The following is a 17,940-nucleotide window of genomic DNA, read 5'->3' as shown; positions in this document are numbered from 1 at the left end:
GTCGGGGGATGGGGTGGGGGAGATGAGGCTCGGATAGAGCTAAGATGGGGAGAGTAATTTACGTCAGATGGCGTATCTTCGTAGTGTGAAACAGGTTGATTTACCTACGAAGGAAGGTGCCTTCCTTCCCCCCTTACTCTACGGATCCTATGAGCATGCAGCCCAGCTAGAGCATCCCCTCTCAGAGAGGAAGCGGATGCGTCTCTCTGGCCTAGCAGGCTCTGCTCGCTCGCTTGTGCTCGCTCGTCTCAGGCATGCGGCTCCCCTCATCGTGCTGATGAGGGATGAGGAGCGAGCAGGCTATCTGTATGCCGACCTAGAGGGACTGCTGGGGAGTGATGCAGTCCTCTTCTTCCCCTCCGCTTACCGCCGTGCTATCCGCTATGGACATCGGGATGAGGCTAGTACCCTCCTCCGCTCTATGGTGCTGGGTAGCTTATATAGTGATGCCAAGCGAGGTCAGTCTCGCCTACCTATCATCGTGACCTATCCCGAGGCCTTGATCGAGAGTGTCCCTCGGGATGAGGCTCAGGCAGAGGATACCTTCATCATCCAGCGGGGAGAGCTCCTAGATCGAGACGAACTGCGAGACAAGCTCCTCTCCTGGGGCTTCGAGCGTATGGACTACGTCTACGAGCCTGGTCAGTTCGCTATCCGAGGGAGTATCTTCGATATCTATTCCTTTACCTCCGAGCTCCCCTATCGCCTAGACTTCTTTGACGATGAGGTGGAGAGCCTTCGTCGATTTGAGGTCGATAGCCAGCTGTCAGTAGAGACCCTTCAGGAGCTGGTATTGAGTCCCGACCTAGCTCGCAGTGAGGGCGGGCGGGCTTCGCTCCTCTCCCTCCTGCCAGAGGGGACGCAGCTAGCGCTCGAGGGACGTAATGCCCTCCTGCCTCGCCTAGAGGCTACCTGGGATGAGGCTCCGATCCTACAGGATGGGGAGGGCTTTGCTGACCTAGAGGCACTACGCCGAGCCTTAGTGGAGCCCCAGAGCCTGCTCGCCGAGCTCGCTGCACTACCGCAGTATGAGCTCGTGGCCGATAGCACAGATGCCGACCTCGTCTTTCACACCACAGCTCAGCCCCTCTTCCACAAGGACTATGATGCCCTATGTGAGCAGATCCGCTCGTGGCAGAGTGGTGGCTACAGCGTCTGGCTCTCTGCAGGGTCTGACACGGCCTATGAGCGAGTGACCGACATCCTCAGCGGGCGCCTTCCCGAAGCGTTGATGCCCCAGCGTACGTCACTGACCCTCCATGAGGGCTTCGTGGACGAGGATAATAGGTGGGTCTTGCTCACGGAGCATGAGCTCTTCGACCGCTATCACAAGTACAGCCTACGTAGTGATAAGGCGACGGCGGGTAAGGTGACCCTCTCGCTCAAGGAGCTGCAGAGCTTCCAGCGGGGAGATCTCGTCGTACACGCAGACCATGGTATCGGACGCTTCGATGGGCTGGTGACGATGGAGCAGCAGGGACGTACTCAGGAGTTCGTCAAGCTCATCTACCGCAATAACGACTCCATCTATGTCAATCTCCATAGCCTACACAAGCTCTCCCACTACCGCACGGGAGGGGAGCAGACCGAGGTAACCCTGAGTGCCGTAGGCTCGGGAGCCTGGCAGCGGATCAAGGACCGTACGAAGAAGCGGATCAAGGACATCGCCCGAGACCTGATCCGCCTCTATGCCCAGCGTCGGGAGAGTGAGGGCTTTGCCTTCAGCCCCGACAGCTACCTACAGCACGAACTAGAGGCCTCGTTTGCCTTCGAAGATACACCCGACCAGGCTGTGGCCACAGCGGCAGTAAAGGCCGATATGGAACGCCCCTATCCTATGGACCGCTTGCTCTGCGGTGACGTAGGCTTCGGGAAGACCGAGATCGCCGTCCGTGCTGCCTTCAAGGCTGCTACCGATGGCAAGCAGGTTGCCCTCCTTGTCCCCACGACCGTACTGGCCTATCAGCACTACCGCACCTTCTCCAAGCGTCTAAGAGACTTCCCCGTCCGAGTAGACTATATCTCCCGAGCACGCACGACTAAGGAGCTCAGGGAGATACTACGTGACCTCCGTGAGGGGAAGATCGATATCATCATCGGGACACACCGCCTGACGAGCAAGGATGTCGCCTTCCACGACCTAGGGCTACTCATTATAGACGAGGAGCAGAAGTTTGGGGTGGCGACCAAGGAGAAGCTTCGTCAGCTCCAGGTCAATGTCGATACCCTTGCGATGAGTGCCACTCCGATACCACGTACCCTGCAGTTCTCACTCATGGGGGCTCGGGATCTATCGAACCTCAATACACCTCCAGCTAATCGTCGTCCCGTGGAGACGATCCTCACGCAGGCTATTCCCTCGGTACTGCGTGAGGCGATCGGCTTCGAGATGAGCCGCAATGGGCAGGTGTACTGCGTCAATAGCCGTATTAGTAATATAGAGAACCTAGCTGCACTCATCCAGAGAGAGGTGCCTGATGCCCGTATCGCCGTGGCACACGGGCGTCTCGCTCCGAAGGAAATGGAGCAGATCTTGATCGACTTCGGGAACCATGAGTATGACGTCCTCGTAGCGACCAAGATCATAGAGAATGGTATCGACGTCCCCAATGCCAATACCATCATCATCCACGATGCCCATCACTATGGACTCAGTGAACTCCATCAGCTACGTGGTCGGGTAGGGCGAAGTGACCGCAAGGCCTTCTGCTACCTACTCGCTCCCCCCCTGGACACGGTCTCCGAGGAGTCCCGCAGACGACTCGTGGCCATAGAGAGCTTCAGCGAGCTAGGTAGTGGAATTCGGATCGCCCTGCAGGACCTAGACCAGCGAGGAGCGGGCAATGTGCTCGGTGCAGAGCAGAGTGGCTTCATTACCGATATGGGCTATGAGACCTATCAGAAGGTCTTTACCGAAGCGATACAGGAGCTCAAGGCCGGAGAGTTCGCCCACGTCTATGCCACCGATGATCGCCAGGAGGGCGGGGAGGAGCTGGCCGATCGCTTCGTAGTGGAGACCCAGGTGGAGAGCGATCTGGAGCTTTCCTTCCCAGTGGACTATGTCCCTCAGGATGCAGAGCGTATTCTGCTCTACCGAGAGCTCGATGGGCTCAGCGAGGATCGGGAGCTAGAGGCCTTCAGAGAGCGTATGGAGGACCGCTTTGGTAAGCTCCCCCCCTCGGCTCGTGCCCTTATCCTTATCCCCCGCCTTCGCCGCCTAGGTCACCACCTCGGGATCGAGAAGGTCGTCCTCAAGGCGGGCTCTATGAGCCTACACCTCATCGCCGATACGACGAGTGCCTACTATTCTTCCGATACCTTCGGTAGGCTACTGGAGTACGTCGCACGTAATAGCCGTAGCTGCGAGTTCGTCCAGCGAGCCGATCGTCATATCATCCGTATTCATAATGTCGCCTCTGTCGCCTCTGCTATCGCCGTCCTAGAGGACGTGCTGGGGCGGAGGAAGCCAGAGGCAAATAACTAACCCGTAAAACAATGAAGCTATCGAACCACACCCGAGCGAGCCTTGTTCTCTTACTGTCTCTGCTCCTGATCCCGACTTCGCTAGTCGCTCAGCGCAGAGCACCCTCTACTCACCCGAGCCAACGATTCAAAGTGGCTCCTAATCGTAATAAAACAATGGCAACCGTAACATTCAAGAACAGCCTCACCGTAAAGCTCAATGGTAACCTCCCTGCCGTAGGGACACAGGCCCCAAACTTCAAGGGTACCAAGACTGACCTCACCGATGTACACCTAGAGGACTACCGTGGCAAGCGTGTCGTCCTCAATGTATTCCCCAGCGTAGACACGGGGGTATGTGCTGCTAGCGTACGTCGCTTCAACGCCGAGGCTTCCAAGCTAGACAACACCGTCGTACTCTGCATCTCTAAGGACCTCCCCTTCGCACAGGCACGCTTCTGTGGGGCTGAGGGGCTGGACAAGGTCATCCCTCTGTCTACCTTCCGCTGCAACTGCTTCACCGATGGCTATGGTCTCCTTCAGGAGGATGGTCCTCTCTATGGCCTGCTCGCTCGTGCCGTCATCGTCATCGATGAGCATGGGAAGGTGCTCTACACCGAGCTCGTCCCCGAGCTCACGCATGAGCCTAACTACGAGGCCGCTCTCGCTGTGCTGAAGTAAGCTCGCCTACCACAGCTCCTACAGACGCCTAGCTCTACACTGTGCGTCACTCTACAGTAGGGGCTAGGAAAAGCCAAGGGGGGCTAGGCCACATGGCCTAGCCCCCCCTTGGCTTGTTATCGCTATACTCCACCCTTACTGTCTCCCGAGCGTACGGTATCCCGAGAGAGAGGAGTGTGATGGGGAGAAAGGAATGCGCCCTAGGATCTCGGACGAGATCCTAGGGCGCATGCGCTTAGTCGTTGTTGAGCTTAGGCCTCTTCGGCTACTTCCTCAGCAGGTGCTGCGGGAGCTTCTTCAGCCTTAGGCTCCTCAGCCTTCTTCTCTGCCTTAGGAGCATCAGAGAGCACCTCTACGGGGATCTCGATAGCTACCTCCTTGTGCAGACGTACCGTAGCGGTGTAGTTACCGATCTCCTTGATCGTCTTGATGAAGATCAGCTTACGCTCGGTCTCTAGACCTAGCTTAGCGAGCTCCTCAGCGATCTCAGCAGCGGTTACGGAGCCATAGAGGCTACCCGTAGCTACGTTGGTATGAGTTGTGATGGAGAGGCGTACACCTTCGTACTTCTTTGAGCGTTCCTCAGCCTCCTTCTTGATAGCGGCGATCTTGTGAGCACGCTGGCGAAGGTTTTCAGCTAGGATCTTCTTCGCTGCTTCAGTAGCGATGATAGCCTTGCCTGTGGGGATTAGAAAGTTGCGACCGTAGCCGTTCTTTACCGTGACGATATCGTCCTTGTAGCCGAGACCGACTACGTCTTCTTTCAAAATAACTTCCATTGTATTCTGTCTCCTCTGGGTTTATTCTTTACTTATTCGTGTAAGGGGCGGTGCCTTACTTAGCCATGTTGTCCGTTACGTAGGGTAGCAGAGCCAGGTGACGAGCACGCTTGACGGCCTGAGCTACACGGCGCTGGAACTTGAGGCTGGTGCCGGTGATGCGACGTGGGAGGATCTTGCCCTGTTCGTTAAGGAAACGCTTGAGGAACTCGGGATCCTTGTAGTCGATATACTTGATACCGCTCTTCTTGAAGCGGCAGTACTTCTTCTTCTTGCTATCTACCGTAAGGGGGGTAAGGTAGCGTACTTCTGTTGATGCAGCCATTTTCTTTGCCTTGTCTTTGGGTGGGTTATGCCTTACGGCTTCTTCTCTTCTCAGCGTATGCGTGAGCGAACTTGTCCTGACGGAAGGTCAGGAATCGAAGGACATTCTCGTCGCGACGGAACTGCGTCTCTAGCGTAGCGATCGTCTCAGGCTGAGCCTGGAACTCTAGGAACTGATAGTAGCCCGTAGACTTCTTGGCGATGGGGTAGGCGAGCTTCTTGAGCCCCCAGTTCTCTTCGTTCACGATCTCAGCGCCTTCGCCCTTGAGTACATCAACGAACTTTGCGACCGCTTCCTTTACCTGAGCTTCAGATAAATCGGGAGTAAGAATGAAAACGGTTTCGTAGTTATTCATTTCTCGTTACTATTATGAGAGTTAAAATTATCGGGCGCAAAGGTACGTAAATATCTCTATCACTCCAAATGTATCTAGCTGTGATCATTCACGATACAGCTACTATCACGGGAGTGCCGGGGAGCGTACTATGGCTATATCCCCATGCCCTCATCCCCCGAGGGCTCACGGGCAGGCAGGACACGTAGCTCGGTGCGACGGTTGAGGGCATCACATACGGCTTGTTGCTCCTCGGGAAGGGTGGCGATGAAGCCTTCGTCAAGAGCTTGTCCTACCTCTAGGAAGGGATGCTCCTCTGCCACTCGCCGAGTCACCACGAAGGGATGACTCTTCCCATAGCCTCGTGAGCGCAGTCGCCCCTCTGCGATGCCTCGGGCTGTGAGGTAGGAGAGGACAGCGCGTGCGCGTCGCTCCGAGAGTGCGGTGTTGTAGTTATCCGACCCGATACGATCGGCATGGGCGGTCAGCTCGATCACCACCTCGGGGTTATCCTCTAGTAGCCTCAGTAAGACCTCGAGTGCGGGGGTACTCTCGGGGAGGATCTCGGCAGAGTCGAAGGCGTAGTAGAGCTCACGTAGCTGCTCCGTAGTCTCACGACTCGTCAGGTAGAAGTCCACGGTGTAGACCTCACTGCTGTCTGATGGGTCGGTGTGCAGGCGCACGTACTGATTGAGGTAACCGGGGGCAGAGGCGAGCATCACGTAGTCGATGTCGGCGGAGGCACCTAGTCTATAGCTCCCCTCGGTATCGGTCGTGACGGCACGTATCTGATCCTCGGCGGTATTGCCCACTAGACGAAGGGTAGCTCCTGGGATCGGGTAGCCCTCTCGGTCTAGGACAAGCCCCTCGATGAGGGTCTCTATCCGTGCTCGCTCGAAGCGATAGAGGTGAGGGCGACCACGCTGGTCATCACGGGACGAGGCTAGGAAGCCTACCTCCAGCAGTCTACCCGTAGGATCAAGTTCGCTGACCCGAGGGGCGGGGGCTAGGCCATAGTCATCTGCGGGGCTATTGATCGGGGCGGGGAGGTGTGTGACCTCATAGCGACCACTCGGCAGGAGCTGTGCCCGATATATATCAAGTCCCCCAAGCCCTACATGCCCATCGGAGGCGAAGTAGAGTAGGCTGTCTGAGACGGCGTATGGGTAGAGTTCGTCGCTGGGGGTATTGACCTCTGCTCCTAGGTTGTAGAGAGCCCCTGGGATGCCATCTACTAGCTCTACTCGGTAGAGATCCTTACCTCCCTTGCCTGAGGTGAGGTCAGAGACGAAGAAGAGCACTCGTCCCGAGGGGCTAAGCGAGGGGTGTGCCACGAGTACCGTGCTGTCCGAGAGGAGCTCGACGGGCTCGGCCTCACTCCATCGTCCCTCCATCCCTAGTGTGGATCGGTAGATCCTAGCCGTGTGTACTCCTTCTCCTCCCTGCTCTGCTAGGGTGAGGTACATCGTACGACCGTCGGGGCTAAGGGTGGGAGTCCCGAGGTCAGCCTGGGGATGCCCAAGGCCAGCAAGGGTATCTAGTCGTCGCTCCCAGATCCCGTTCGCTCCTTGTCTCAGGACGTAGATCCGACCTAGCCCCTCCCCGGTGATCGGGCTTGAGCTCTTGGGGGATCCCCCGAGGGGGCGGGTGCTCGTCAGATAGACTGTCTTCCCCTCGGGCGAATAGGCAATGCCGTAGTCGCTACGGGTGGAGGAGAGGTGGCCTGCTCGCTCTACCTTATATATAGAGTGCGCTGCGGTGCTTGGGGGGTGGCTGAGGGCGAGGCTTGCGCTCTCCAGTATACGACGAACCTCCCTACTCGTGGAGTCATGGCTAAGGTAGCGTAGAGCGAAGGCTCTGGCTTGTTCGGGGGCACCCACCCCCAGCGAAGTCTCACTGAGACGTAGGAGCAGAAGACTATCAGGGTAGTGGTGACGCAGGGCTGCGAGGTAGCTCGTGTGGGCAGAGGCAAAGGCTCGGGTACGACGAGCGTTCTCCCCGGCACGAAAGGCAAGGCGTGCCCGCTCACTCGCCTGCTTAGCTGGTGTCTTGGTGTAGAGTCTTCGGTAGAGCTCTGCTGCACGATGGTACTCCCCTCGTCGCTCAGCGTGCTCAGCCTCCCGCTCTAGGCGAGGGCTACAGCTAGTGACCATGAGTGCCCACCCAAGGAGGAGCAAGGGGATGATACGTGTGCGGTGCATGGGCTCTAGGGGATGTGGATGAGCTTGTGTACCTGTAGGCTGAGTCGCCACTCAGGATGCTGGAGGATATAGTCTACGCAGAGGGCTACAGCGGTGGGATCGACTTCGCCCTGATCCCTCCCCACGAAGATAGGGCTGAGGAGGTAGGCTTCGGCTGGTGGGAGCTCCTCGATACTCGGGGGGAGGTCTATGTCCTGACCTATGGGGAAGCGAAACTCTCCCACACCGTCGGGGAAGTTGCGGTGCAGTAGGCGCATAGCCTCCTTCTTCGGGCTGCAGGTGATGTAGTCCAGCCCATGGGGAGGGCGGCGGGTACCGTTGGTCTCGATAGACTGATGATAGCCCAGAGCTTTGAAGTAGGCGACGACCTCATCGGTTAGCTGTAGGGTTGGCTCGCCTCCCGTCCAGATGATCCGTCGGCAGGGCCACTGAGCGATATGATCCCGCAGCTCCTCTAGGCTCATCTCTGAGCCACTCTCGTACTCGGTGTCGCAGAAGCTACAGCTGAGGTTGCACTTGCTCAGACGGATGAATATAGAGGCTCTCCCCATATTCAGTCCCTCGCCCTGCAGGCTATAGAATATCTCATTTACTAGCATCCTTTTTCTCTTCGTTTACACCTGCAAAGATACAGCTACGCTACCGATACATAGGCAGACACCCCCACAGCACGACCCCAGGAGTGTCTGGTGGCCGTGCTGTGAGGGTGTCGTAGGGAGCATCTGTAGGGCTCTACCCCTTCGCTCTACGTACCAGAGGCATGGTAGAGCAGCGCAGTAGTCCTCCCATCTTGGAGATCTCCTGATAGGGCGCCTCCTCGACGGTCATCCCCCAAGCCGAGCGTAGGTGTTGGTTGAGGCGGATGAAGTGCTGGTCGCTGATGAGGGCATCAGGCCCGAGGGAAAAGATATTCGTATTCATATAGTACGCCTCCTCGGGGGTCACGGAGAAGAGGTTGTCGTGCCCAAAGATCTCCTCCAGCAGGCCTATGTCCTGCTTGTGTAGGAAGCCCTCCTTGTAGATCAGAGCCCGTCCCCGGGAGACTGGCTGGAAGGCACAGTCTAGGTGCAGGACGGAGCGGTGCGGGTCGTGGTCGTGCTTCCTCAGCTCTAGTGGGATGACACGCTTGCGGGGGAACCGCTCCCGTAGGAAGTCGATGGCGTAGCGGTTCGTGCGGGCGGTCTTCAGGTCGGGGTAGTCATCCCCCAGATAGGTGCCCACGAAGAGTAAATCATCGTAGAGGAGGATGTCCCCGCCCTCGGTATGTACCTGCTCGGGTAGGTGCTCTATGTGTCCCTCGGCGATACGGGGTAGGATAGAGGTGGCGAAGGCGTCTGTCTCTAGGGCTCGATCGGGGATGAGATTGGAGATAAAGAAGGTGTCATCGATCGTGAAGCCTACGTCTCGGGCGAAGATCTGGTTGTAGTTCTCCAAGGGTGTCGGGCGTAGCACCTCCACCCCATAGCGCTGGAGGATGGAGAGGACTACATTCATCTCGCGGATGACATCGCTCTCACGGGGATAGATCCCCCGGCTGACAGCCTCATAGCTCTTGGCATCATAGGTCTCGGAGAGCTTAGGTACGTCTCCGAGACTCTGGGGCAGTCCGAGTACCACGACCTGCAGCTGATCGGTCTCGTTGGTGACGTGTGGGATGATAGCTTCCATAATTGCTTACTGTATTGCTCACCCCCATTGGGCGGTCAAGAGGGTGGTGTACCGCAAATATACGTAAAGTTCTTTGTTTTTGGAAGAAACGTTGTCTGTTTGATCGAATATCCCTCTCGTGTGGTACCTCTGTGGTAGGGGAGTCTGGCAGAGTATCGCCCCCGTGAGGGCTCGCTCTAGGCTGGGAGCTCGCTGGACGGGGTAGGGGAGGGGGGTGGAGACGGTGCTTGGGGCAGGGACTTCCCTAAGGTCACCAGCGGTCAAGTACGAGGCTCCCGAGGAGTATATATCCCGACAGAAATATCTGTGTCCTAGGGGGTAGGTGTACCCATCCTACACCCACTATCTGGGAGGGGAGAGTATACACGTGTGTACACTCTTGTATACCCGCGTGTATACTGTAGTGTACAAGCGTGTACACTGCAGCGCTCTAGGTATGTCCCCTGTGGAGCTCTTGCTGACTGCCCGTAGAGAGCCTTCGCAGGCATAGTCCTAGGGGCTAATGCCTAGGCATACCGAGGATTAGGCCGAGCTATCCTCCGGGTATAAGGTACCCTCTTCGCCCGTGTACGCTGACCTTTGCCCAATAGCCCTTATCTTTGTGGCACGTATCATATCGTACTACATAACAATAGAAACCTACATGGAGTCCATCAAGCTTGATCGGCAGCTCTTCATCGATGCCGCTCTTATCCTCCTCGGCTCGTTCCTCCTAGCCACGGGCTATAGCCTCTTCCTCGCCCCTGCACATATCAGTCCTGGGGGAGTATATGGCTTGGCACTCGTTATCCGAGAGCTCCTACGCCAGCTCTTGCACGTGGAGACTGGGCTGGGGACGATCGCACTCTTCTTCAATATCCCCCTCTTCCTGCTCGCTATGCACGGGCTGGGGCGGATGTCGGCTATCAAGACGGTGGTGACCTTCATCCTCGTGGCCCTCTTCTCAGACCTCATCGACGACTGGTTCGCTGGGAAGCCACTGGTCGAGGATGCGATCCTCTGCAGCTTCTATGGGGGAGCGATCCTAGGGGTGAGTGTCTGGATGATCTTCCGAGCGCAGAGTACTTGTGCGGGGACGGATACCCTGGCTCGGGTGCTCTCTCGTACCTTCAATACCAAGGTCAGTACGCTCATCATGCTCATTGACTCCATCGTCGTCCTCCTGGGCCTCTGGGTCTTCGAGGACTGGCGTGTGCCCCTCTATTCCTGGATCGCTATCTTCATCTATAGCAAGGTCGTGGAGGCGCTCCAGCCTCAGAACCCCCACAAGTCTATCTTCATCATCTCGGACAAGGCCGAGGAGCTACGTGATGTGCTCGTGGGACGTATGGGAGTCAGGGGGACGTTCCTGCATGGTCGGGGGATGTACACCGGGGCTGAGCGTGAGGTGCTCTTCATCATCATACAGCGCAAGAACCTCCAGCCCCTGAAGAAGCTCGTCCTAGAGCTAGACCCCCGCGCCTTCATCACGACGGCAGACGCTACCAACGACACCACTCCTATCCTCCTCTAGTCCCACCTATCTATCCCGAGAGATTATGAAGCGTATACTCTTCCTACTCGCTCTGCTTGTCCTCCCACTGCCGAAGCTATGTGGGCAAGAGCGTCCTCAGGTCCTTGTCGAGACGAGCAAAGGCCCCTTCATCATAGAGCTCTATAACGAGACCCCGATCCATCGGGACAACTTCCTGCGTCTCGTCGATGAGGGCGCCTATGTGGGGGTACAGTTCCATCGGGTCATCAAGGACTTCATGGTACAGACGGGGCACCTCAAGACCCGAGGCCTTGATCGCAAGCTCGAGCTCCCCGAGGACTCTACCGAGACCACTCTACCGGGGGAGTTTCACCCCGAGCTCTATGTCCATGTACGTGGGGCAGTGGCTGCTGCACGCCAGCCCGATGATGTCAATCCCGAGATGCGCTCCTCCAGCTGTCAGTTCTACATCGTCACGGGCAAGTACTTCACCGAGTATGACCTCAAGGAGAAGGCTCAGGGACGTAGCTGGCAGTACACCGATGAGCAGAAGAAGCAGTATATGTTCGAGGGCGGAGCTCCACACCTCGATGGCACCTATACCGTCTTCGGCAGGCTCCTCGACGGCTGGGGGACGATCGATAAGATCCAGCGGGTAGATACCGATGACAACGATCGCCCGCTGAAGAATATCATCATCAAGTCCATGAGACGCTATACACCTAAGAAGAAGTAGCCCCCCTCCCATATACATACATATTGCCCGAGTTGTCCTCTGACAGCTCGGGCAATATGTATGTATATGGGAGGGGGGCTATCGCCCGATCACCTTCCGCTCCTCTCGATCATCTAGGGCTGAGGACGGACGGGTGGGGGGGAGATGAAGGTGTATATCCCTCCTCGTCGGGGACTAGTGACGGAGATCTAAGGAGGGCTCGGTGTATGGCTCTACGGAGCTGTGGCAATGTAGATGCCGAGGGCTATCTGCGTGCACAGTACCACCCACATCAGGACATATCGCTAGGAGTGGGGGATACGACTCTCATCCGATCCTCTCGTGGACGCAAGGGTAGGAAGACCTCCATCACCCCATAGAAGGAGCCTAGGGGAGTAAGACAAGGTGTTCGTATTTCGCACGGCGTTTGTTCCGAAATCGAACATTTATGAGGTGTTTCTGAAGTATTCTCTGATGGTTATTGACGTATCTTTGCAGTCGCGGTCAGTACACTAATTGGGTCATGCTCGCTCTTTCCCCCTCTATAGCTCTCTCTCAAACGAGGTTATACAGGGTGGCTCTCTTCTTAGTAAGGAGGATAGTGTGGTGCCTGATCGCTAGAAATATTAGAGCACATTACGTAACATAGAATGGAAAAGAAGAATAGGACTAATTGTCTCCTCGGAGGAATGCTCCTGCTCAGCCTCCTCCTCTCTCCTCGGTCTGCTCTGGGGCAAACACCTACCTCGGCGTCTCAGCCTAGTGGCGAGGAGGTGAAGCCGCTGCGCCTCTCGATCGACGAGGCCGTACGGCTCGCCCTCGAGCAGAGTGCTCAGGTGAAGACCTCGGGGCTCGCAGTGGACCAAGCACGGTACGAGCAGAAGAAGACCATCGGAGGGCTATACCCCAATGTCAATCTCTCTGGCTCGTACACCTATATGCTCAAGAAGCAAAGGGTCTACTTCGGAGGGGATGACCCCTCTTCGCCCATGGCGGGGATGTTCCCTGCAGATGGGATTGAGATGGGAGAGAAGCATGCTCTACAGGGCGGGATCGTGGCAGGGATGCCCATCATCGCTCCACAGCTCTGGGCGAGTCTCGAGCTAGACAAGCAGGCTGTAGCTCTCGCCGAGGAGAAGGCTCGTAGCTCCAAGATCGCCCTCGAGGCTGAGGTGCGCAAGGCCTATATGGGCATACTGCTGGCTAGGGAGTCAGAGCGTGTCCTACAGAGTAACTACAACAACGCTAAGACGAACTACGACCAGATCGTAGCCAAGTGGCAGCAGGGTGTCGTAGCGGAGTACGACAAGATCCGCATGGATGCTCAGGTGAAGAATATCCTACCGAACCTCGTACAGGCACGTGAGGCCATCCGCCTCTCCGAGGCTAAGCTCAAGGTGCTCCTTGCCCTAGAGCCCACCGTCCCCATCGAGATCACCGAGAGCCTCGGTGACTACCAGGGACGTGTCGCTAGTGCCCTGCCCGAGCGTATGGGCTCCGTATCGCTAGCGGAGAATAGCCAGCTCCGTACCCTAGACCTACAGGGTAAGCAGCTCGACGCCGCTCTACGCGTCAAGAAGATGGCCTTCATGCCCACCCTCTCGCTGAGCTTCAACTATATGTACAACTTCTCTGCGGACAAGCTCAAGCTGGACAACTCCAAGCGTTGGTCGCCCTTCTCCACGATCGCCCTCTCGCTGAGTGTCCCCCTCTTCAATGGCTTCTCCCGACAGAACGATGTCCATGCTACCCGTACCCAGCTACAGCAGCTCCAGCTGCAGCGTGTAGATGCCGAGCGTCAGCTACACCTCAGCGCTATGAATAGCCTCAGTGCACAGACCAATGCCATCGAGCAGTTCGTCGCTGCCCGCGAAGCCGTCGCCAGTGCAGAGAAGGGCTACCAGATCGCTCAGGTCCGCTACAAGACGGGTGAGGGGACGATCCTCGAGCTCAACGATGCCGATATGGCTCTCCTGCAGGCTCGCCTTAATTATAGCCAAGCGATCTACAACTACATGGTCGCCCTCTATACCCTCGATGAGCTACAGGGCATATCCCATAGTACCAAGTAATCCCGCATACAACGTAGAATAAACCCTATAGAGATGACAAAGAATAAGAAATATCTCCTGCTCTCGCTCTCCACGCTGGCGCTCCTATCAGCTGCCAGCTGCTCCTCTGGGGGCGCAAGTGCCGAGAGTGGGGAGGCAGTACAAGATAGTACCCGCACCGTAGAGCTCGCCGTGGTGCAGGTACAGCCCCTGAGACTCATGCAGGAGTTCACCGCCCAGTTAGAGGCCAAGGTGACGAACAACATCACGGCCCAGTCGGGCGGTCGGCTCAAGCAGCTCCTCGTCAAGGTCGGCGACCGCGTCGGGCAGGGGCAGGTGATCGCTCGTATGGAGGCCACGCAGGCCAGCCAAGCGCAGATCCAGCTCACGGATGCTAAGACCAACTTCGACCGTATGGACGAGCTCTACAAGGTCGGTGGCGTCTCCAAGGCTCAGTGGGACAATGCCAAGAGTGCTCTTGAGCAGGCTCGTCTGGCCTATAATAATGTAGCAGAGAATACCACCCTACGTAGCCCGATCAGTGGTGTCGTCACCGCCAAGAACTACGACAACGGAGATATGACCTCCCCCCAGCTCCCCGTCGTCGTCATCCAGCAGATCGCCCCCGTAAAGGCTATGGTGAACGTCTCCGAGAAGTACTACTCCCTACTGAAGGAGCGCATACCCGTGACCCTACGTGTCGATGCCCTGGAGGGAAAGGAATTCTCGGGCACGATCTCCAACGTCTATCCTACCCTAGACCCAACGACACATACCATAGCTACAGAGATCGAGGTGCCTAATAGAGATGCTTCGCTTCGCCCAGGTATGTATGCTCGTGTACACATCGACTTCGGCTCCAGGGACGTCCTCTCTGTGCCCGATAAGGCCGTCGTACGCCAGGTCGGTAGTGGCGAGCGCTATGTCTATGTCTATCGTGATGGCAAGGCTGTCTATCAGGTCGTAGAGCTGGGCGACCAGCAGGGCGACCACTATGAGGTCCTCAAGGGACTACAGGCAGGAGACCAGGTGATCATCTCTGCTCCCAGCACCCTGAAGAATGGTCAGGCCGTACAGCCACAGAAGACGACAAAGTAATCCCACCCCATGAGTATCTACGAAACATCCGTCCGTAAGCCGATCACTACGGCACTCATCTACGTGGCGATCACTGTGCTGGGGCTCTTCGCCCTATCACGGCTAGCCATCGAGCTGATGCCTAAGACAGATGCGACGAAGGTCATGATCATCACCTCGTATCCCGGGGCGAGTGCCGAGGACATCGAGACGAACCTCTCGAAGACCCTAGAGAACACGCTCAATGGGATCGATAAGCTCAAGCACATCACCTCCAAGAGCCGTGAGAATGTCTCGGTCATCACCATGGAGTTCCGTGCGGGTACACCTATCGATGAGGCGACGAATGACATCCGTGACAAGCTCGATGCTATATCGGACAACCTACCTGATGGGGCGAAGAAGCCCGTCATCTTCAAGTTCGACAACAGCTCTATCCCAGTCGCTATCCTCTCTGTCGAGTCCGAGGAGAGTAGTAAGGGGCTCTACAAGATCCTCGAGGATAAGGTCAGCAACCCTCTAGCGCGCGTCGATGGTGTCGGGGCAATCAATATCGCTGGGGCACAGAAGCGTGTCATACAGGTCTACTGCGACCCTGCTAGACTAGAGGCTTATCACCTGACCCTCGGGCTGATCTCTCAGCTCATCGCTGCCGAGAATACCAATATCCCTGCTGGCCAGATCGACATCGGCTCCCGTACGAGCTCTATACGTATACAGGGGGAGTTCACCGACCCTAAGCAACTAGAGAATATCGTAGTAGCGAGCTTCGGTGGCAAGGATATCTATCTGCGTGATATAGCTCAGGTCAAGGATACTGTCGCTGAGCGTCAGCAGGAGAACTACGTCAATGGTAAGAGCGGGGCTATCATCATCGTCAATAAGCAGGACGGGTCTAACTCCGTACAGATCGCCAAGGAGATCCGTCGCCTACTTCCCCAGATCCAGTCCTCCCTCCCGTCGGACGTCAAGGTGGGGTACCTCATCGATACCTCCGACTTCATCGTCAGTACGGTGAATAACCTCAAGGATACGATCTTCATCACCTTCATCATCGTGATGCTTGTCGTCTTCGTCTTCCTAGGACGCTGGAGGGCGACGTTCATCATTGTGCTGACGATCCCGATCTCCCTTGTTGCCTCGTTCATCTACCTACTGGTGTCGGGCAATACACTGAACATTATATCCCTCAGCTCTCTCTCCATCGCCATCGGTATGGTCGTGGATGATGCGATCGTAGTACTCGAGAACATCACGACCCACATCGAGCGAGGGAGCTATCCCAAGCAGGCCGCCGTACATGCTACCAATGAGGTCGGGATCTCAGTCATCGCCTCCACGCTGACGATGCTCGCCGTCTTCCTACCGCTGACGATGATGCCTGGTGAGGCGGGGATTATGTTCCGACAGCTAGGCTGGAGTATCAGTATCGTGATGATCGTCTCCACGACAGCAGCCCTATCGCTTACTCCGATGCTCTGCTCACAGCTGCTTAAGCGAGACGCCAATCGCAGTAAGCTGATGGAGCGTTTCTTCGCACCTATCGAGCGCTTCCTAGGTCGCCTAGATCAGGTCTATGCTCGTACACTAGGCTGGACAGTGCGCCACCGCCGTAGCACGATCCTGATCACCATGGGGATCTTTGTGATGAGTCTCCTTGGGCTGAGCTTCATCAAGACCTCTTACATGCCCCAGCAGGATATCGGCTTCCTAGATGTCACGATCGAGCTCCCCGTGGGCACACGTGTCGAGGAGGCCAAGGCTCTAGGGCTAGAGGTAGAGGCTCGCATGCGCAAGGAGATACCCTCCATCGAGACGATCTCTATGAGTGTAGGGCAGGCTTCGGATGGGGATGCTTGGGCTTCTGTGCAGGATAATGGGAGCAATGTCATTACCATGTATGTGGGTATGTACAAGCGCTCAGAGCGCACACAGACACAGGATGAGGCTGCCGACCGCATGCGTAGGATCATCGCTGAGTATCCCTCCGTATCCTCCTATAAGGTCACTACTGGAGGAGGGCAAGAGCAGGGTGGTAATGGTGTATCCCTCGAGATCTATGGACAGGACTTCACAGAGGCCGATACCTATGCCCGTCTCTTCCGTCAGGAGATGGAGAAGAAGTCCACAGCCTCCGGGATTACCATTAGTCGTAAGGACTATGTGCCCGAGATACGCTTTGCCTTTGACAGGCAGAAGCTCGCAGAGAATGGGCTGAACCTAGCTACCGCCTCCTCCTACCTGCGTAATGCCGTCAATGGATCAGTAGCCTCCCGCTTCCGTGAGGATGGGAATGAGTACGATATCCGTGTGAGCTTTGCACCCGATACCCGTCAGTCACTACAGGATATACAGAACATGGTCGTCTATACCCCTCAGGGCAAGGCTGTACGTCTCTCCGAACTGGGACGTATCGAGGAGGCTTTTACCCCTCCGACCATCGAGCGTAAGGACCGTACACGTGTCGTCACAGTCACGGTTAATCCTCGTCCAGGGCACCAGCTCAGTGACCTCGTGGCGGATATCCAAGGGGTACTGAAGGATCATCCCCTCTCCTCAGGGCTGTCCTACAAGATCACAGGTGCCTATGAGAATCAGCAGGAGACCTTCGGAGACCTGACGACTCTGATGCTCCTTATTATTATGATGGTCTTCATCGTGATGGCGGCTCAGTTCGAGAGTCTTGTCGATCCATTCATCATTATGTTCTCCGTGCCGTTTGCCTTCACGGGTGTGTTCATCGGGCTACTGGTGACGCAGGTGCCTCTGGATACGATGAGCTTCATCGGTATGATCATGCTGATCGGTATCGTGGTCAAGAACGGGATTGTACTCATCGACTATATCCGTCTCTGTCGTGAGCGAGGTATGGGTGTGGCACTCTCTGTCACTACCTCGGGTAAGTCCCGTCTACGCCCCGTACTGATGACGACCCTGACTACCGTACTCGGTATGGTACCTATGGCACTGGGTATCGGTGAGGGCTCGGAGATGTGGCAGTCTATGGGGATCACAGTGGCATGGGGGCTCTCCTTCTCCACGCTTATCACCCTGATCCTCATCCCCACACTCTACGCTGCCCTTGAGGCACGTCGTATGGTGCGTGAGCGTCGCCGTATCGAGAAGAAGCTTGCTCGTAAGCTCGCCCACAAGGCTGTGGCTACTCACTAACT

14 protein-coding genes are annotated in these 17,940 nt (G+C 56.6%); 8 read left to right on the top strand and 6 right to left on the bottom strand.

All coding sequences use genetic code 11. The annotated features are described in order from the left end of the window. Positions 1–85 precede the first annotated feature (85 nt). Complete coding sequence (gene mfd / locus QZ170_RS04140; protein ID WP_297177551.1) at positions 86–3,484, top strand: transcription-repair coupling factor; 3,399 nt, start codon at positions 86–88, stop codon at positions 3,482–3,484. Positions 3,485–3,639: 155 nt separating this feature from the next. Continuing rightward, positions 3,640–4,143 carry a thiol peroxidase gene (gene tpx / locus QZ170_RS04135; RefSeq protein ID WP_297177548.1) on the top strand — a complete coding sequence of 168 codons (504 nt, stop codon included), beginning with the start codon at positions 3,640–3,642 and terminating at the stop codon, positions 4,141–4,143. Between the two features lie 251 nt (positions 4,144–4,394). On the opposite strand, the gene rplI is transcribed toward tpx, so the two are convergent. From rplI to QZ170_RS04105, 6 genes are all read right to left on the bottom strand, one after another. Further along, the gene (gene rplI / locus QZ170_RS04130; RefSeq protein WP_297177545.1) at positions 4,395–4,922 is read right to left on the bottom strand and encodes a 50S ribosomal protein L9; all 528 of its coding nucleotides are present in this window, start codon (positions 4,920–4,922) and stop codon (positions 4,395–4,397) included. Positions 4,923–4,977: 55 nt separating this feature from the next. Next, on the bottom strand, positions 4,978–5,247 hold the full coding sequence (gene rpsR, locus QZ170_RS04125) for a 30S ribosomal protein S18 (RefSeq protein WP_297177543.1): 270 nt from the start codon (positions 5,245–5,247) through the stop codon (positions 4,978–4,980). 25 nt (positions 5,248–5,272) lie between these two features. Continuing rightward, entirely contained in the window at positions 5,273–5,602 is a 330-nt protein-coding gene (gene rpsF / locus QZ170_RS04120; protein WP_297177541.1) for a 30S ribosomal protein S6, read from the bottom strand. Positions 5,603–5,736: 134 nt separating this feature from the next. Next, positions 5,737–7,782 (bottom strand): OmpA family protein, encoded by a 2,046-nt coding sequence (locus QZ170_RS04115; RefSeq protein WP_297177539.1) that lies wholly within the window; start codon positions 7,780–7,782, stop codon positions 5,737–5,739. Between the two features lie 5 nt (positions 7,783–7,787). Further along, on the bottom strand, positions 7,788–8,381 hold the full coding sequence (locus tag QZ170_RS04110) for a 7-carboxy-7-deazaguanine synthase QueE (protein WP_297177537.1): 594 nt from the start codon (positions 8,379–8,381) through the stop codon (positions 7,788–7,790). Between the two features lie 133 nt (positions 8,382–8,514). After that, positions 8,515–9,450, bottom strand: coding sequence for an amidinotransferase (locus QZ170_RS04105; RefSeq protein ID WP_297177535.1), 936 nt, complete (start codon positions 9,448–9,450; stop codon positions 8,515–8,517). Between the two features lie 643 nt (positions 9,451–10,093). Between QZ170_RS04105 and QZ170_RS04100 the strand changes: the two genes are divergently transcribed. The 6 genes from QZ170_RS04100 (at position 10,094) to QZ170_RS04075 (ending at position 17,938) form a co-directional block, all read left to right on the top strand. Then, entirely contained in the window at positions 10,094–10,963 is an 870-nt protein-coding gene (locus tag QZ170_RS04100; RefSeq protein ID WP_297177533.1) for a YitT family protein, read from the top strand. 25 nt (positions 10,964–10,988) lie between these two features. Continuing rightward, complete coding sequence (locus QZ170_RS04095) at positions 10,989–11,660, top strand: peptidylprolyl isomerase (protein ID WP_297177530.1); 672 nt, start codon at positions 10,989–10,991, stop codon at positions 11,658–11,660. A gap of 206 nt (positions 11,661–11,866) precedes the next feature. After that, positions 11,867–12,019 (top strand): hypothetical protein, encoded by a 153-nt coding sequence (locus QZ170_RS04090; RefSeq protein ID WP_297177527.1) that lies wholly within the window; start codon positions 11,867–11,869, stop codon positions 12,017–12,019. A 270-nt stretch (positions 12,020–12,289) separates the two neighbouring features. Next, positions 12,290–13,711: a TolC family protein gene (locus tag QZ170_RS04085; protein ID WP_297177524.1), complete on the top strand. Its 1,422-nt coding sequence runs from the start codon at positions 12,290–12,292 to the stop codon at positions 13,709–13,711. A 33-nt stretch (positions 13,712–13,744) separates the two neighbouring features. Continuing rightward, positions 13,745–14,788 (top strand): efflux RND transporter periplasmic adaptor subunit, encoded by a 1,044-nt coding sequence (locus QZ170_RS04080; RefSeq protein ID WP_297177521.1) that lies wholly within the window; start codon positions 13,745–13,747, stop codon positions 14,786–14,788. A gap of 9 nt (positions 14,789–14,797) precedes the next feature. Then, positions 14,798–17,938, top strand: a complete 3,141-nt coding sequence (locus QZ170_RS04075) for an efflux RND transporter permease subunit (RefSeq protein ID WP_297177519.1) — start codon at positions 14,798–14,800, stop codon at positions 17,936–17,938. Positions 17,939–17,940 lie beyond the last annotated feature (2 nt).

The sequence above is a fragment of the uncultured Porphyromonas sp. genome, from assembly GCF_905372525.1.
GTDB lineage: Bacteria > Bacteroidota > Bacteroidia > Bacteroidales > Porphyromonadaceae > Porphyromonas.
This window is presented reverse-complemented; position numbering and strand designations above follow the sequence as displayed.

What these genes read in the sequence shown, in the direction of transcription:
- tpx (WP_297177548.1), top strand. Translation starts at nt 3,640, where the DNA reads ATGGCAACCGTAACATTCAAGAACAGCCTCACCGTAAAGCTCAATGGT.
- rplI (WP_297177545.1), bottom strand. Translation starts at nt 4,922, where the DNA reads ATGGAAGTTATTTTGAAAGAAGACGTAGTCGGTCTCGGCTACAAGGAC.
- rpsR (WP_297177543.1), bottom strand. Translation starts at nt 5,247, where the DNA reads ATGGCTGCATCAACAGAAGTACGCTACCTTACCCCCCTTACGGTAGAT.
- rpsF (WP_297177541.1), bottom strand. Translation starts at nt 5,602, where the DNA reads ATGAATAACTACGAAACCGTTTTCATTCTTACTCCCGATTTATCTGAA.
- QZ170_RS04115 (WP_297177539.1), bottom strand. Translation starts at nt 7,782, where the DNA reads ATGCACCGCACACGTATCATCCCCTTGCTCCTCCTTGGGTGGGCACTC.
- QZ170_RS04110 (WP_297177537.1), bottom strand. Translation starts at nt 8,381, where the DNA reads ATGCTAGTAAATGAGATATTCTATAGCCTGCAGGGCGAGGGACTGAAT.
- QZ170_RS04105 (WP_297177535.1), bottom strand. Translation starts at nt 9,450, where the DNA reads ATGGAAGCTATCATCCCACACGTCACCAACGAGACCGATCAGCTGCAG.
- QZ170_RS04100 (WP_297177533.1), top strand. Translation starts at nt 10,094, where the DNA reads ATGGAGTCCATCAAGCTTGATCGGCAGCTCTTCATCGATGCCGCTCTT.
- QZ170_RS04095 (WP_297177530.1), top strand. Translation starts at nt 10,989, where the DNA reads ATGAAGCGTATACTCTTCCTACTCGCTCTGCTTGTCCTCCCACTGCCG.
- QZ170_RS04090 (WP_297177527.1), top strand. Translation starts at nt 11,867, where the DNA reads ATGGCTCTACGGAGCTGTGGCAATGTAGATGCCGAGGGCTATCTGCGT.
- QZ170_RS04085 (WP_297177524.1), top strand. Translation starts at nt 12,290, where the DNA reads ATGGAAAAGAAGAATAGGACTAATTGTCTCCTCGGAGGAATGCTCCTG.
- QZ170_RS04080 (WP_297177521.1), top strand. Translation starts at nt 13,745, where the DNA reads ATGACAAAGAATAAGAAATATCTCCTGCTCTCGCTCTCCACGCTGGCG.
- QZ170_RS04075 (WP_297177519.1), top strand. Translation starts at nt 14,798, where the DNA reads ATGAGTATCTACGAAACATCCGTCCGTAAGCCGATCACTACGGCACTC.